Here is a 15,999-nt window from a genome sequence, read left to right on the forward strand (position 1 = left end):
TAAACTTTGGCGGCAACCTAGCGAAATTGCATTGATTGTGCAAACCTTATACGCTTGTAATCAACCGATATGTGGCGATCACCAGAAAGGTTCCAAACGCAATACTGAGCGCTTTCTTAGGCATCTTGTGCGCGGCCTTTGCGCCAAGCGGCGCAAAAAACACAGAGGCAACAGCCACAATAAGTGCAGATGGCCAGTTTACAAACCCGATGTTGGTGGATGGCAATCCATCAATAGACAACCCACCAATCAGGTAGCCCGCGCCAGCGGAAACGCTAATGACCAGCCCAATCAATGAGGCTGTACCAACAGCGCGGTGAATAGGCACACTATAAAGCGTCATATAAGGGACTGAAAAACTACCGCCACCGATTCCCATCACAGCAGAGAAAAAGCCGATCAGACCAGGATTGACATAGCGAAACAAACCCGAAGGCAGAGCATCTCCAGCCTTAAACTTATCAAATGGCAATAGCATTTTTAGCGCCAACAGGGCTGCAAGTGTTGCAAATATATATACCAATTCTTCTGTTTTTAGAGTTTTTGCAAAAAAACTACCTGCGACCGCACCCACCAAAATCACAAACCACCAATTTTTCACAATCTCCCAATCCACACCCTGTTTCTTGTGGTGCGCATAAACACTGGAACTATTCGTAGCAATAATAATAACAAGGGAGGTTGCAATAGCGGTATGCATGCGCCATTCAATGGGAACACCAAGCCCCTCAAGCGCAATAAAAAGCGCAGGAATTGTAACAACCCCACCGCCAATTCCAAGCAAGCCTGCAAGGAACCCTGCAACAGCTCCAGCCCCCAACAAGGGTAAGATAAAGACGAATAGGTCTTCCAATGGCCACACTCCAAGTAACGCAAATGAATATAGGAACTTATCGTTAATAATGCCCGCCAACCTAGGGGGAGTTTTGAGCAATGTCAAAAAACAAGGTGCAGTTACGGTTGATCGTACGCACCATCAATATGAACTCAATATTAACAATGGTGTTGGTTCAAATTTAGTATTTTCACGAAATTACCCCCTGCAATCACATCTAAGTATAAAAACGGCGATAATAAAGACATATGAAGTATAGTTTGATACTGTCTGAAATGAATGGGGCCTTTTAGAGTAAAAGTAAAATCATGAGCAAACAGTCTGAAAGCGACGAGCGGGAAAAATCAGATATTACTTCCAATTCCGTTGATTTAACTAATGATGATCATTTGATTGCAGATCTTCATTTGCAATTGAAAAGGCTACGCAATCAAATTGAAGGTGTTCGACACGTATCCGGCAATACACCTTTCTCAGATATTTAAACAGAGGTCTATGAGATGAAATCGTCACCTTCATCTGGCCTTTGGATACAAGAAACAAAAATCTTTAAAGATTGGATTGATAGTCAAAATATCGACTGGCACAAATTAACATACGCCAAACGTGGATTGGCAATTGCCCGCTTTTATTCAGAACATCCTGATCAGCCAGCGCACTATGATCATGATAGTTTTGACTAACAACGCATTCGATATATCCTTTTAAAGGCGAATATTGTATTAGAGAGTAACCTTTATTCATGCTTTCTTTTTGATAGCTATTAAACTCCTCCCCCTCTAACATGCTGGGCTAATCGGGGAGGAAAACATGGCACCAAAATTTAAACTATCTGTATTTGCTATCACACTTAGTCTGCTACCAAGCACATATGCATATGCCCAGCAAACACCTGCGAGTACGCCTAATAATGTCGGGGCACCGCCAGAAACTGAAATTTACCTTGCAAACCTTATGCGGGAAAATGGCATCTTAAAAACCAGCAATGTAAAGAATGCCAGCAATCATAAGGGCTATGATAATCAACCCTATTTCACAAAGGACAGTCAGCATTTTCTATTTGTCTCGGAGGGCGCTGAACAACGAATGGATATTTGGCAATATTCCGTCAAAGACGGCGCGAAGACACAAATTACCAACAACCACAATAATAGCGAATATTCCCCAAAACTTATACCGGATGGGTCAGGCTATTCAGTCATTAAAGAAAAAGAAAATCGCGGCGGACAGCAAGTGTGGAAATATCCCTTTACGGATACAGCAAAAGGAGCACCAATTATAGACATCAGTCCTGTTGGCTATCACGCATGGGGAGTGGGTACACAGTATCTCGCGGTATTTGCCCTTGGTAATCCATCCACCCTCAGACTTGTTGAACGGGAAAGCCAAAAAGAAGAAATCATTTTTGAAAATATCGGTCGCGCGCTTTATGCCTTGCCGGATGGAAGTGGCTATATGTTTACTGAGCGGCGCGAAAATGAACCCTTTATGATTCACCACCTCGACATCAAAAGCCGAAAAGTTTCACCCGTTTTCGACCTTCCCGGCAATAACGAGCATTACAATCTGATGATCGATGACAATGCACCGCTGGGTGTACGGTTTATTTCCGGTAACGGAAGCAAACTTTATGAACGCAAAATTGGTGACGATAGCTGGACAGAATTCGCGGATTTATCTGAGAGTGATCTCAAGAATATTTCACGCCTCGCCATCAGCCCTGATGGTAAGTATATCGCGGTTGTAAATGGGGATTAACACATAATCAAACTGTACCCCAATCGTACCCCATTCAAAAAAACGCCTCGTTGTTTCCAACGAGGCATCTTTCATAACCTTATGTAATTAAAGGTATTTATTGGTCGGAGAGACAGGATTCGAACCTGCGACCCCTTCACCCCCAGTGAAGTGCGCTACCAGGCTGCGCTACTCCCCGACAGAAATTATATGGTTTCACCATATCCCAAGGGTGTGGGTATTTAAGTGGGCGGACTATAGCCGCCCTTATTTTCGAGCGCAACAAGAAAGCCAGAAAATTATTCGAGGCCAACCTTATCCAGATTATCCTTCCCGCATCACCGTTTCACGAGCCTGATATAGTGCCCTTGCGGGGTGTCGCATTCTAATCCGTGAAGATAGATATTTATTAAGGGCAGCAACCAGTAATGACACCGTTTCAACGGACACCATGCCCGATAATTTCTCAACGGCACATATCATCTTGAGGCGATGGACTGCATAAATATATTCGCCCTCATCCATGTTAAAAAGCGCTGCTTTTTGATCCTGAATATACTGATTATGGTCAGAGATTTGATGTGTCTCAAACTCATTATCACCGAGGTATCTGGCATTGCGCCCGACAAAGCAGGCCATTTGCAATAATCCCGATTTCATAAACCTTATGGTCGTCGCTGTATTATCATTACTGTGAAACTTAACGGCCTCCGCAAAAGTGATTGCATGGGTGAAATCGAGCCATCCAATATTTCGGGCGATTGGTTGCTCAATTTTATCCTGTAGACCAACATCAAACCGCAACATATTTATGGCGCTCTCCCGCAGCAAATGTTCCCATAAACGATGATTATCACCTTTGTAAGCAGCTGTTTTCTCTAATACCGCGCGAACACTATCACCTGAGCGAGGCAAATCAGCACTTTGTGCATCACTATCAGGCAAAGCAGGAAATTCCTGCTGTTGATTGGTCGTAAAACGTTTTAGACACCCCCCAAACATTCTGAACTCTGGGATCAAATCCTCGCGTGCTGCATTGGTTAAATATCTCGTCATCTGGAACACGAGTGTTTCCAGGGTGTCATCACCTAAATGGTTAACCAGAATTTCGATTTTCATCAAATAGATCGCAGGATGCCCAAACCCCATATAGTGATTAAAGATCACCTTCTGGAACAAGGGTTTAAAATTAGCGAATTTTAGCCCTTTTTTTAATCCATCGCGGGCCAGCTTAATCGCTGTATCCTCATCTACCTCTTCTATGGCATCTACAAACTCATCCGCAGACCATTCCTTATACCCTGATGCGAAGGGAAAATTTGCGCCCATCATACCATCCCAGGAAAAATGGCCAATTGCCTCTAGAAATGCAAGTGTACGATTTCCCTTGAATTCCTTAGATAGCGTTATCCAATCTACGAGTCCGGCATGAGGGTGGCCAATACCACGCTCGAACCGATCAGCACTCCAGCGCAACACGCGCTTGACACTATTTTCAAGCTTCGCACCCGCTTGCTCTAGCCGGCAAAGAGACCGTGCAATACGATCATAATCATGTTCGCTTATCGCCTCATCAAATTCATTATAGGCCTGTTCCGTGCGAACAGCGGGATCTATATCTGATAGATCCAGAAAATAGTCACTGCCCCGCTTTTCTATAGGATAGGTTCGTACGTTATCGCGCCCCTTAAGGGCCTCGCCGTCAGATAGATCAAACGACCACCCATGCCAATTGCATGCAAGCTTACAGGCTTTTGGCGCATCACCATCATCAGTGGCTTCCGTTATTGTCCCCTCAATCAAGGGATAGCCTTCATGGGGGCAACGATTATTTATGGCATATAACTGATTATCGGCATCTTTGAAGATCGCAATCTGTTTCCCTGATAGTTTGACAAGCGCCCGGCCCTTTTGATCCAAATCAGGCAATGCACCTACATTGATCAAAGCATTGGTCGAATTCATTATCCGCTCCTTTTTCTTTGTTATTCGTCAAATGTGAAACTGTTTTGGATCGGTTGCGACCACAGCACCCTTCTTTCACACTTTGGTGTTCCTTCATTTCCTGGCGTAAACGCCCGTATTCTATCCAAGCCTTGTCTTGTGTCATTTGCACCTCCTATTTAATAAAGTTTTTTCTTTATTAAATATTCAATACGCTTCTTGTTTGATTTTATCAACTTTTTTCTTTATTAAATAAATCGAACAGAAAAATTGGCTATATGAATGAATAAAAACCTAAGCACACGAGAAGTCATCCTGACCGAACTAAAACGCCGTGGCAGGCTGAAATCAGCGGAACTGGCGGCTGAACTCAACGTCACCCCCATGGCGATATTTCAGCACTTTCAGCAATTAGAGGACGAAGGCGCTGTTAGCTGCATAAGCGTCGCCAGTGGCCGTGGTCGTCCAACCAAATACTGGGAATTAACAGAAAAAGCGGATACCTACTTTCCTGATGCCCACCGTGATCTTAGCCTCGATATCATCGAAAGCGTAAGAGAAAGCTTGGGCGAAGAGGCGCTTGATAAGTTGATTCTTCATCGCTCAAAAAAACAGTATCAATCCTATAATGATGCTTTAAGTAACAAAACAACGGTTCAATCCCGGCTTGCCGGCCTGGCAAAATATCGAAGCCAAGAAGGGTATATGGCGGAAGTCATTACCCCATCGGATGAACCCGGCGATGATACATTCATCCTTGTTGAAAATCATTGCCCCATTTGTGAGGCAGCGAAGGTATGTAGCGGCCTATGTTCACAAGAACTAAATATTTTCCAGAAGCTCTTGGAAGACATCGCCGAAGTTGAGCGAACAGAACACAAATTATCAGGCGCCAGACGGTGCGCCTACAAAATTAGTCCTCGAAAAATATAGGGAAAAGAAAAGAGAACGAGAAAGCTTAATCCAACATTGCGCGGATAGACTTTAGTTCTTCAAGAATATTTTTCAGATCTTGCTTGACCGCTTCATTAAGCAAAGGCGTTGAGGAATCACCCTGTATTGCTTCAATTCCTGAACCGCTAGTATCTTCTGGTGGCATATCAACGGATAAATCTGGAATTGCCGCAGGCGGTGTACCAACCTGTTCTGTGGGATCCCCCAGGGCCTGAGCAATCGTTACTTTAACCCCCTGCTCCTTGAATAGTTTTTGCACGCCGCGGATTGTGTAACCTTCCGCATGCAATAAGTGCCTGATAGCTTTTAGAAGAACAATATCATCGGGCCGATAATATCGACGATTCCCACCACGCTTTAAAGGACGTATCTGACAAAACTTGCTTTCCCAGAACCTCAGAACATGTTGCGGAAGATCGAGGTCTTCTGCGACCTCAGAAATCGTACGAAAAGCTTCGCGCGCCTTACCGCTCCGCAGTCGTTCTTCTTTATCTGCAGGATCATTCACTCGTATCAAACTCCAAATTGTTAGTTATTGATACGATCTTTCATGACCTGTGAAGGTCTAAATACCAAAACCCTGCGCGGATCAATTGGCACTTCTTCGCCGGTTTTTGGATTACGCCCCATACGGCCGTTCTTTTGGCGAACAAGAAAGCTACCAAATGAGGAAATTTTGACATTATCCCCTTTGATTAAGCTATCGGAAATTTCCCCAAGAATGCTTTCAACGAGATCTGCTGACTCGTTACGGGATAGGCCAATCTCTTCATATAGAGACTCTGTCAAATCAGCACGTGTTAATGTCTTGCCGCTCATTTTAACCCTCCGCATATTTAGTTATCAGAAAATAAGATACGAAATATGCACTGTAGAGTCAAACACGAGCGCATATTCTGCCTTATATTCATAAGCTTATACCTAATTTATAAGAATTAACTTAAGAATATGTCACTATGATACAAAAAATTCGATGAGATTATGACGCTACGTCATCCGACTCGTCAGGCAAATTTTCTGTAATCAATTCAATCAGGCTATTATCAACCATATCAATAGCCGTTGAAATTGCTGACGCAAAGCCAGGTGCGTTTGCACCGCCATGGCTTTTCACAACCAATCCATTAAGGCCAAGGAAAACACCACCATTATGGTTATTGGGGTCCAAATGGTCGCGGAGCGAGTTAATACCCTGCCGAGAGAACAAATAACCCATTTTGGTTGACAAAGAAGATTTGAAAGCACGTTCCAACAGCGCGCCAATAAACTTGGCGGTGCCTTCCATTGTCTTTAATGCAACATTACCCGTGAAGCCATCTGTTACGATAACATCAACCTCGCCTGCCGTGATACCGTCTCCCTCAACAAATCCTGTAAACTTCATAGGCACATGTGAGGCAGTTCTGATCATATCGGCGGCAGCTTTAATACTGTCACGCCCTTTCAAGTCTTCAACACCAACATTCAATAGCGCGACCGAAGGCTTCGAAAGGCCAAAGACAGTACGGGCATAGGCTGCGCCCATAATAGCGAATTGTAACAAGCTATTCGCATTACTTTCAACATTGGCACCAAGATCAAGCATAACACTTTCACCGCGGAGTGTCGGCACGGGCGAAGCGAGCGCAGGTCGATCAATACCTGGCATTGTGCGCAGAATAAACATTGATAACGCCATCAAGGCGCCTGTGTTACCAGCAGACACACACACATCTGCCTTCCCATCCTTAACGGCCTGAATAGCCAATCCCATAGATGACTTACGACCACGGCGCAGCGCTTGTGATGGCTTGGCGTCAGAAGAAACGATATCCGTTGTATGAATGATTTCGCTGGCTTCAGCTAGGGCAGAATGTGCCGCAACCATGGAGCCAATATGCTTTTCATCACCAAAAATTAGATATTTAACTTCAGGATATAGAATACGAGCTTCTGCAAGACCATCAATTACCATCTGTGGTGCATGATCACCGCCCATTGCATCCACTGCAATTGTTATATTTTTGGCCACTAATTTTTTCCTATCATGGCTTTTTTATATGATACAGCACTCTTTATACTCGTAACTCAATATCATTTGTGCACAGGTACCTATTATCTAAACATATTTAAACAATAGTGTTTTTATATGAGACTTCAAGATTTCTTGTTATCGTCGCCAAGTTCCCCAAGCACCGCAAAAGGATTGGGGCGCTTGATTTCCTCTTCATTTAGACTAATGCCAGAAGCATTACCTAAATCTATTTCCGCTCCATCTTTTCTGGGATACGGGTTCATCAAGATCGAAAGCGTTTGAATAGCAACCTCACCTGGGGACAGTGTATCACCTTCCAGTAGGTCATAATCAGGGATTTCAGGATCCAGATATGCTTCATCATTATCAAAACGCTCTACCGTCGCTTCGTTGACCAATAAAAGCTCAAAGGCTTCATCGATATCTTCATGAACGTCTTCCAGACTAACGATACATTTTTGTGTGAGCGCGGCCTTGATATGGCCAGTGACCCAAACACCGTTATGTTTGCCTTGGTCCTGAATAGTAATCAAGGCTTCAAACATTGTAATATCCACAATATCAAAGCGCTCTTTAACCTCATCAAAAACGACCTGATCAGCGACCAACTTATAGTCCCGCCCATCTGACGATAGCTCTGATACATTCAGGCTATGAGAAAAATCTATTGATTGAGCCATTCTTGGCCCTCCTTGTCATACTTTACCCAATCAGGCTTCCATGATTTCAGGAAAATCAACATTGCCTGTTGAATAACTCTCTATATTCTTATCCATATATTCTTTGGACAGTGCTTTTGTGACATATGAAACTATTGCAGATACATCCGCTTCATCAATTACTGTTTCTTCATCAGCCTCTGACCTGTATATATTTTTTTCAATTGGCCCCCGAAACGCAACATCGGGGTTTTCATCGTTCATTGCGTCTGTATAGACCTTAAGCCTCCCAAGCAATGACGCACCAACACCCTTCATTTGTTTACCAACATTCATATCGCCAACACCAATTTCGCGCAGCGAACGATCTATGTCTCTAATCATAACTTCCTGCAAAATCTGAATAAGGCGCTGTGTCTGACCCTTTGCATTCTTAAGATACTGTATTGTCAAAAACATATGCAGAAGGATAAGGTCAAGCCTGCCTTCCAGGCTATCTTCAACACCAAATCTTTCATAAAAAACCGGCTCGCGAGATTGCTCGACCAAACCACAATAAAGGTCATGCGCTATCTGCGTCATTTTTCGATTTTCTAGCCAGCGCTTAATCATAGCCACACCTTTTTCTTGCCCAATTTAGGTCTTAAGGTTAGTTTTCTGCGCCCGCTCTATCATGCGCTCTTGATAAGTGCAATAAGAACAGGCTATGAATGTGCGATCAAAGTTTGATAATTAAGGGTGTTCCAGCATCATGGTTGATAAAATCAGCAATATGAAACCATATAGTAAAATCGGTAAGATGACTATTGTCCTTGCACTTGGCATTTCAATAAGTGCATGCAGCAATTCACGCTCAATCCGGGGGTATGTTTTCGATGCAGAACTCGCTGATGCGATCACAGCAGGCATTGATAACCGTCAATCCGTTGAATCGACCCTTGGAACACCAACCGTCCGCGGCACCTTCTCAAATGATGTTTGGTACTATGTTTCAACCACTGTAAAAGTTAGGCCTGTATTCTGGCCTGAAGCCAAGGAACACAGGGTTCTGGCTGTTGGTTTTAACGAAAGCGGGATTGTAGAGAAAATCGAAAATTTCGACCTCTCTGACATGCAGGTAATCAATCCTGTTGGCGGCAAAACCAAAACACGCGGAACAAACATCGGATTTTTCCAACAAATTTTCGGTTCGCTTGGTCGCTTTGGCGGACAGGCCCCTGTTGGTGCTCCACAAGGAGGCAACGGACCTAACGGTTCATAAGCTCAGTTTATATTTGATATAAAAAAGCCCCGGACATTTTGCCGGGGCTTTCTTTTTGTTATTATGCTTTTCTTTAATGGGCAAGCATTGCCAAAAGCAACAACGCGACGATATTAGCAATCTTAATCATCGGATTAACCGCTGGTCCAGCAGTATCCTTATAAGGATCACCAACTGTATCACCCGTTACAGCAGCTTTGTGCGCCTCAGACCCTTTACCACCGTGGTTGCCGTCTTCGATGTACTTTTTGGCGTTATCCCAGGCACCACCACCTGCGGTCATCGATAGCGCCACAAACAAACCACCAACAATTACACCGAGAAGCAAAGCACCAAGGGCCGCGAATGCAGCCGCCTGCCCGGCAATCAGATTGATGATAAAGTATGTGGCAATAGGAGCTGCAACAGGAAGAAGACTTGGTACAACCATTTCCTTAATCGCCGCCTTGGTCAGAAGATCAACAGAGCGTGCATAATCCGGTTTTGCTGTACCTTCCATAATACCAGGGTTTTCACGGAACTGTGCACGCACTTCCTCAACCACTTCACCGCCAGCGCGGCCAACAGCCATCATGCCCATTGCCCCAAACAGATATGGCAAAAGTGCACCAATAAACAGACCAACAACCACATATGGGTTAGCAAGGCTGAAATCTACGACGACATCACTGAAGTATGCGTTAAGGTCAGCGGTATAGGCACCGAACAACACAAGTGCAGCGAGACCTGCTGAACCGATAGCATATCCTTTGGTAACAGCTTTTGTTGTATTACCAACAGCATCAAGGGCATCGGTGCGGTTACGCACATCATCGTCAAGACCTGCCATTTCTGCAATACCGCCGGCGTTATCGGTAACCGGACCATATGCATCAAGTGCAACAACCATCCCTGCAAGCGCAAGCATCGCTGTCGCCGCAAAGCCAAGTCCCAAAATACCAGCAAGCTTGTAAGCGATAATGATACCTGCACAGATAACGATTGCGGGTAGTGCTGTAGCCTCCAAGGATACTGCAAGGCCCTGAATCACATTCGTACCATGGCCCGTTTCCGACGCCTTCGCGATAGAGCGAACCGGACGATATTCGGTACTCGTATAATATTCGGTAATCCAGATAATCACGCCTGTCACAACAAGACCAACAAGACCACAATAGAATAAGGACATTCCAGTGAATGAGGTCGAACCTGCTGCATATTCCGCATTCATATCACCCAGTGCCCAAGCCATTACGCCGTACATAACAAACGCTGAAAGCACAGCCGTAACAATGAAGCCCTTATATAAGGCCCCCATAATAGATTGATTGCTACCAAGTTTCACAAAGAAAGTACCAATAATAGACGTAATGATACAGCCACCACCGATGATAAGCGGCAGTTGCATAATATCAGCAGCACCATTTGCAATGAATAGCGCCGATAGAACCATTGTTGCACCAATCGTCACCACATAGGTCTCAAATAGGTCGGCAGCCATGCCAGCGCAGTCACCAACATTATCACCAACGTTATCGGCAATCACAGCAGGGTTACGTGGATCATCCTCAGGAATACCTGCTTCTACCTTACCAACAAGGTCAGCACCAACGTCTGCACCCTTGGTAAAAATACCGCCGCCAAGACGGGCGAAAATTGAAATCAATGATGCACCGAAACCAAGCGAGACAAGACCATCCACAATGGTTCGTTTCTGGGTTGGGTCATCGAGGCTGAAACCAAGTGGACCAACAAGTAGCACATAGTAACCAGCTACTGCCAAAAGCGCGAGGCCTGCAACCAACATTCCGGTAACCGCGCCTGATTTAAAGGCAATATCAAGTCCTTGCTGAAGTCCGGTTCTCGCTGCCTCAGTTGTGCGTACGTTGGCCTTGACCGATATAACCATACCGATATACCCAGCAGCACCGGACAGAATGGCCCCAATTACGAAACCAATTGCAGCCCACTGGCCAATCGTTAGAAACAATCCAATAGCAACAACAACACCAACGATGGCAATTGTACGATATTGACGATTAAGATATGCTTGTGCTCCTTCCTGGATCGCACCAGCAATTTCCTGCATTTTCTCGCTGCCTGCACTAGCTGACAAGATGGACTGTCTAGCCCACACGCCGTACACAACGGCTAACACTCCACACAATATGGCAGCGTATAAAACGTCCATAGGATAACTCCCTCTCCCTGATTAAACCAAATCATCGAGGGCCATTTCGGGCGGCGATGCTCTTAACAATCCGCCCAAACCCTCATGAAATCCAATCTTCCCTTCCCCTCAGAAGGATAGACTTTTACCTTATGGAGCATTTTCCAATCATGCAACCCCCTTAACAATAAAGATAAAAAAGCGGTGAAGCATATCTATTTGCCTCACCGCCCACAAAATAGACTTGTAAAGATGTTTAGTTTGCAGTTCTTACCGCTGTGATAATCGATACACTATGAACAGTGCCCTCGCCGAGAACCTTGTTGGCCGCATCCGCCAGAACCTTTCCGGCCCTATCCACATCAAGCTCTGTTGGCGAATCCTTCCGCATTAAACGACCTGTACTGATTTCAGATAAAAATGCGTGTTTCAGGCGCGTCATAGAGCGCCTTACGGTTACAGCATTATCGTCACCTTCAACATTTACATCCAAATCAATGAAGAAGTTCCCGATGAATCTTGCCTGACCATTATGCCGCCTATAAATAGGAACAGGCATTTTTTCAAACGTGATTGATGTTAATTCAATCGGTGCTTTTTCCTCTGGCTCTTCTACAACTTCCTCACCGCCTTCTTGTGGCAATAGGAAAAACACTGCCCCACCACCAATCGCAAGCCCCGCGAGCAAGCCAACAATAAGAAGTATCTTACCGCCGCCGCCTGATTTTTCTTCTACTTCTGCATCTTCAGCCAATGTTCCAAACCTTCTTAAAAGTGCATATACCCCTTTTCCGGGGTATCTATGACGTCACCGTTCTCTTGAATAAGAAGAACACTCTTTTCCGAAGTAATATGGCCTACTCTGGTAATTAAAGTGTTAAAATCATTGGACAAGTTTGAAATTGCCTGTCGCATGGTTCGATTTGCGGTAAAAATAATTTCATAATCATCCCCCCCTGACCATAAAAGCGAAGAGTATTTGGGGTAACTTTTACTAATTGCTTTTACGCTCTCGGATATTGGAATATCAGGCAAGCTAATTTTTGCACCAACGCCAGACGCTGCGCATATATGCCCGATGTCAGCTAACAGACCGTCTGAAATATCAGCGCTTGCGCTCGCGACACCAATCAACTTGGGCCCTAATTCATAACGAACTTGCGGCCTTAAATAGCGTTCAAGAAGGCTTCTATCATCCGACGAGACCTTCCCTTGCCTGACGAGCAAACCAAAAGCTGCAAGACCAATATGCCCGGTGACATAAATATCATCACCAACCTTTGCGCCTGAGCGTTTGATCATACGGCCACGTTTGGCCGCTCCGAACACTGTGACGCTAATTGTGATTGTATCCGTTGGACTTTTTGTCGTGTCACCACCGATAAGGCTTATGCCACACGCATCCTGCATGTCCTTCAAGCCATTTGCAAAACTTGAAAGCCAATCGGATGAAATCGTTTGGGGTAAGGACAGACCTAAGACGTAGTATCTGGGTACAGCGCCTTTTGCTGCCAAATCGGACAGGTTAACAGCAAGCGATTTTTTTGCGATATCACAAGGGTCATCATCCCGAAAGAAATGAACGCCTGAGACCAAAACATCTTTAGAGATGATAAGGTCCTTACCCGCTTCAGGGCTTACACATGCCGCATCATCAAGAAGGGAAAGCCCCTCGTCACCTGCCAAGGGCTTGAAATATTGCTTTATTAGGTCAAATTCACCTACCATATGCACTTGACCCTGTTAATTGTTATCGAACAGCCTTTGCAACCTTGTCCAATACACCGTTTACAAAAGACGCTTCTATTCGATCATAAAACGCATGGCAAACATCAACATATTCATTAATGATGACAGGTGTTGGCACATCAGGACGCGCAACCAATTCATAAGTCCCGGCGCGCAAGATTGCTAATATTACCCGTTCAATTCGATCAAGCGTCCAATCCGCATTCAAATTCGGTTTAATAAACTCATCGAGTTCCTCACCGCGCTCCCATGCACCTTCACAGATATCGGCAAATAACTCAGGGTCAGCATCCACATACTGATCACCTTCAATCTCAGCCCCTAAACGATATTCCTGATACTCAGTGATAACCATTTTTATTTTAGGCTCATCTGACGATAACAGTTGATAAAGAGCCTGAACCGCTGCAAGGCGCGAGGCACTCCTTGGACCACCTTGTTTATTTTTATTGTTACGCGGCTGTTTGTGTTGCGCCATTATTTCGTTCCAAATTCTTGCTTAAGTTCAATCATGCGCAGCGCAGCATTTGCTGCATCAGCACCTTTATTTTTCTCTGACCTGTTCGCTCTAGCCCATGCCTGATCACGGTTTTCAACGGTCAAAATACCATTGCCAATTGCCATATTATGCTTGAGCGCAAGATCCTGTAATCCGCGCGCGCTTTCACCGCAAACATAGTCATAATGTGTCGTTTCACCGCGAATTACACAGCCAAGCGCCACATAACCATCATAGGAAACATTTGACCCATCATGGGCGAATTTCATCGCAGCAGGCACCTCAAGAGCGCCCGGTACGCTTAACCGTGTATAATCACCGCCTTTTGCTTCAATCGCTTCGATAGCACCCTGTGCCATCTCGTCGGCAAGGTCGTGATAAAACACAGCTTCCACAATCAAAATGTGTGGTTTTGACATAAGTTATCTTTCTATAATCGCAACGCTCAAATCAACATTCTAAGCGCTGGCGGTCAGGCAACAGGTATTGCGCGGTGTTCTACAATATTCAGACCATACCCTTCAAGACCTACAAGGTTACTTTCTGAATTTGTCAGCAATATCATATCTTTTACGCCAACATCCCGAAGAATCTGTGCACCAATACCATAATTCTTCAGCGAGTTATTCGTATTATGCTCTTCACGAATATCTGCATTCATGAGTTTTGAAGGGCGCATTGTTTGCAGGCCGGGGAACAAAACCACGACACCGCGTCCCTCTTCTTCAATCGCAGCCATCGCTCGGGTTAACTGGCCACTTCTTGGGTGATCTAACCCGAGAATATCCTCCATCGGGTTAAGCGAATGCATCCGTACCATCGTCGCTTCATTATCATCTATATCACCCAGTGTTAGAGCAACAGTTTCAAATGTATCAGCAGGGCTACGGTAGGCCATTGTTTTCCATTCTTTACCGGAAAACCGTGTGAAGGCGCTTTCATTCACTTTTTCCACCAGCACATCATGCTTTAGGCGGTAGGCAATCAAATCGCGAATAGTCGCGACCTTCAGATTATGTTCTTTTGCAATTTCAATCAACTCAGGCAGACGGGCCATTGTACCGTCTTCGTTCATGATTTCACAAATCACAGCAGATGGATTAAGGCCTGCTAAGCGGGATATATCAACGGACGCTTCCGTGTGCCCTGCGCGCACAAGCACGCCGCCGTCTTTTGCAACGAGCGGGAATACATGCCCAGGGGTTGCCAGGTCGTCTTTGCCATAGTTCGCATCAACTGCAACCGCGATTGTACGCGCACGATCAGACGCTGATATTCCTGTTGTTACGCCTGTGCGTGCTTCAATTGAAACCGTGAATGCTGTTTCGTGCTGTGATTGATTATTGGTGCTCATCATCGGAAGGCCGAGTTCTTCAACCCGTTTCGCCGTTAACGGCAAACAAATCAATCCACGCCCATACTTTGCCATGAAATTGATCATATCCGGCGTAGCCATTTGGGCAGGAATGATCAGATCACCTTCATTTTCACGGTCTTCATCATCAACAAGAATATACATGCGCCCATTACGCGCATCCTCGATGACATCTTCGATCGGCGATAAAAAACTATCTGACACTATCTTGACCTTTTCGTTCAGGCTTTTTCATTTAAGCGGGCGACGTAACGCGCCAGAATATCAAATTCAACATTCACTTGATCGCCAACTGAAGAAGATTTGTAACTGGTTACAGACTGAGTGTGGGGTATCAAATTAATAGACATTACAGTTTTATCAGCAATGTCCGTAACAGCATTAACTGTAAGCGATGTGCCATTGATGGCTGCACTGCCTTTTGACGCAACATATTTACCATGACTACCATCAATTTCGATATCCATGGCAATAGAGTCGCCAACATTTTCAAAACGAACAATTCTTCCAAGGCAATCCACATGGCCTGTCACTATATGACCGCCCAATTCGTCGCCCACAGCCAAAGAGCGTTCAAGATTGACAAGCGTGCCTTCTACCCATGATCCAAGGTTAGTGACCCGAAGCGTTTCATCTGAAATGTCAGCCGCAAACCAGCCTTCACCCTTTTCGACAACAGTCAAACAAACACCAGCACACGCAATAGAAGCGCCAATATCAACTCCTGCCATATCATAGCTTGTTTCAATGACAGCACGCATATCACCCTTCTTCTCAGTGGAGCGTACTTTACCTACGTCTGTAACGATTCCTGTAAACATAT

The 15,999-nt window shown here is 44.9% G+C and carries 19 protein-coding genes and 1 tRNA gene; 5 read left to right on the top strand and 15 right to left on the bottom strand.

From position 1 onward, the window contains the following. Positions 1 to 46: 46 nt before the first annotated feature. The gene (locus KFF44_RS09745; RefSeq protein WP_255933772.1) at positions 47 to 853 is read right to left on the bottom strand and encodes a sulfite exporter TauE/SafE family protein; all 807 of its coding nucleotides are present in this window, start codon (positions 851 to 853) and stop codon (positions 47 to 49) included. A gap of 290 nt (positions 854 to 1,143) precedes the next feature. Between KFF44_RS09745 and KFF44_RS09750 the strand changes: the two genes are divergently transcribed. The 3 genes from KFF44_RS09750 to KFF44_RS09760 all read left to right on the top strand — a co-directional run bounded on the left by KFF44_RS09750 (position 1,144) and on the right by KFF44_RS09760 (position 2,593). After that, positions 1,144 to 1,320, top strand: coding sequence for a hypothetical protein (locus tag KFF44_RS09750; RefSeq protein WP_255933774.1), 177 nt, complete (start codon positions 1,144 to 1,146; stop codon positions 1,318 to 1,320). A 15-nt stretch (positions 1,321 to 1,335) separates the two neighbouring features. Further along, positions 1,336 to 1,518, top strand: coding sequence for a hypothetical protein (locus KFF44_RS09755; protein WP_255933775.1), 183 nt, complete (start codon positions 1,336 to 1,338; stop codon positions 1,516 to 1,518). Between the two features lie 127 nt (positions 1,519 to 1,645). Further along, positions 1,646 to 2,593 carry a hypothetical protein gene (locus tag KFF44_RS09760; RefSeq protein ID WP_255933776.1) on the top strand — a complete coding sequence of 316 codons (948 nt, stop codon included), beginning with the start codon at positions 1,646 to 1,648 and terminating at the stop codon, positions 2,591 to 2,593. 101 nt (positions 2,594 to 2,694) lie between these two features. Here the strand turns inward: KFF44_RS09760 and KFF44_RS09765 are convergent. Continuing rightward, positions 2,695 to 2,771, bottom strand: a tRNA-Pro gene (locus tag KFF44_RS09765). A gap of 125 nt (positions 2,772 to 2,896) precedes the next feature. Further along, the gene (locus KFF44_RS09770; RefSeq protein ID WP_255933782.1) at positions 2,897 to 4,537 is read right to left on the bottom strand and encodes a Rieske 2Fe-2S domain-containing protein; all 1,641 of its coding nucleotides are present in this window, start codon (positions 4,535 to 4,537) and stop codon (positions 2,897 to 2,899) included. A gap of 261 nt (positions 4,538 to 4,798) precedes the next feature. On the opposite strand from KFF44_RS09770, the gene KFF44_RS09775 reads away from it, so the two are divergent. Continuing rightward, positions 4,799 to 5,449, top strand: a complete 651-nt coding sequence (locus KFF44_RS09775) for a metalloregulator ArsR/SmtB family transcription factor (protein WP_255933784.1) — start codon at positions 4,799 to 4,801, stop codon at positions 5,447 to 5,449. Positions 5,450 to 5,474: 25 nt separating this feature from the next. Here KFF44_RS09775 and KFF44_RS09780 read toward each other — a convergent pair whose 3' ends face one another. From KFF44_RS09780 to KFF44_RS09800, 5 genes are all read right to left on the bottom strand, one after another. Further along, entirely contained in the window at positions 5,475 to 5,978 is a 504-nt protein-coding gene (locus KFF44_RS09780; protein WP_255933785.1) for a MerR family transcriptional regulator, read from the bottom strand. 20 nt (positions 5,979 to 5,998) lie between these two features. Next, complete coding sequence (locus tag KFF44_RS09785) at positions 5,999 to 6,289, bottom strand: integration host factor subunit alpha (protein WP_255933786.1); 291 nt, start codon at positions 6,287 to 6,289, stop codon at positions 5,999 to 6,001. A 160-nt stretch (positions 6,290 to 6,449) separates the two neighbouring features. After that, positions 6,450 to 7,481, bottom strand: coding sequence for a phosphate acyltransferase PlsX (gene plsX, locus KFF44_RS09790; protein ID WP_255933787.1), 1,032 nt, complete (start codon positions 7,479 to 7,481; stop codon positions 6,450 to 6,452). 125 nt (positions 7,482 to 7,606) lie between these two features. Further along, positions 7,607 to 8,164, bottom strand: a complete 558-nt coding sequence (locus KFF44_RS09795; RefSeq protein WP_255933789.1) for a DUF177 domain-containing protein — start codon at positions 8,162 to 8,164, stop codon at positions 7,607 to 7,609. A gap of 30 nt (positions 8,165 to 8,194) precedes the next feature. After that, complete coding sequence (locus KFF44_RS09800; RefSeq protein ID WP_255938814.1) at positions 8,195 to 8,755, bottom strand: ubiquinol-cytochrome C chaperone family protein; 561 nt, start codon at positions 8,753 to 8,755, stop codon at positions 8,195 to 8,197. A 139-nt stretch (positions 8,756 to 8,894) separates the two neighbouring features. Between KFF44_RS09800 and KFF44_RS09805 the strand changes: the two genes are divergently transcribed. Then, entirely contained in the window at positions 8,895 to 9,404 is a 510-nt protein-coding gene (locus KFF44_RS09805) for an outer membrane protein assembly factor BamE (RefSeq protein ID WP_255933791.1), read from the top strand. Between the two features lie 73 nt (positions 9,405 to 9,477). On the opposite strand, the gene KFF44_RS09810 is transcribed toward KFF44_RS09805, so the two are convergent. From KFF44_RS09810 to KFF44_RS09840, 7 genes are all read right to left on the bottom strand, one after another. Beyond that, positions 9,478 to 11,574 carry a sodium-translocating pyrophosphatase gene (locus KFF44_RS09810; RefSeq protein WP_255933793.1) on the bottom strand — a complete coding sequence of 699 codons (2,097 nt, stop codon included), beginning with the start codon at positions 11,572 to 11,574 and terminating at the stop codon, positions 9,478 to 9,480. Between the two features lie 235 nt (positions 11,575 to 11,809). Next, positions 11,810 to 12,307, bottom strand: coding sequence for a hypothetical protein (locus KFF44_RS09815; RefSeq protein ID WP_255933795.1), 498 nt, complete (start codon positions 12,305 to 12,307; stop codon positions 11,810 to 11,812). Between the two features lie 14 nt (positions 12,308 to 12,321). Continuing rightward, positions 12,322 to 13,281, bottom strand: a complete 960-nt coding sequence (gene thiL / locus KFF44_RS09820) for a thiamine-phosphate kinase (RefSeq protein ID WP_255933797.1) — start codon at positions 13,279 to 13,281, stop codon at positions 12,322 to 12,324. A 22-nt stretch (positions 13,282 to 13,303) separates the two neighbouring features. Beyond that, entirely contained in the window at positions 13,304 to 13,780 is a 477-nt protein-coding gene (nusB, locus tag KFF44_RS09825) for a transcription antitermination factor NusB (RefSeq protein WP_255933798.1), read from the bottom strand. After that, a complete protein-coding gene (locus tag KFF44_RS09830) occupies positions 13,780 to 14,220 on the bottom strand; it encodes a 6,7-dimethyl-8-ribityllumazine synthase (RefSeq protein ID WP_255933799.1) in 441 nt (146 codons plus the stop codon). Before KFF44_RS09830 ends, nusB begins: the two co-directional genes overlap by 1 nt. Positions 14,221 to 14,273: 53 nt before the next feature. Continuing rightward, positions 14,274 to 15,380 carry a 3,4-dihydroxy-2-butanone-4-phosphate synthase gene (gene ribB, locus KFF44_RS09835; protein ID WP_255933804.1) on the bottom strand — a complete coding sequence of 369 codons (1,107 nt, stop codon included), beginning with the start codon at positions 15,378 to 15,380 and terminating at the stop codon, positions 14,274 to 14,276. A gap of 17 nt (positions 15,381 to 15,397) precedes the next feature. Then, a complete protein-coding gene (locus KFF44_RS09840; protein WP_255933805.1) occupies positions 15,398 to 15,997 on the bottom strand; it encodes a riboflavin synthase in 600 nt (199 codons plus the stop codon). Positions 15,998 to 15,999: the final 2 nt, after the last annotated feature.

Origin of the sequence: Kordiimonas sp. SCSIO 12610, assembly GCF_024398015.1 — a bacterium.
Taxonomy (GTDB): domain Bacteria; phylum Pseudomonadota; class Alphaproteobacteria; order Sphingomonadales; family Kordiimonadaceae; genus CANLMI01.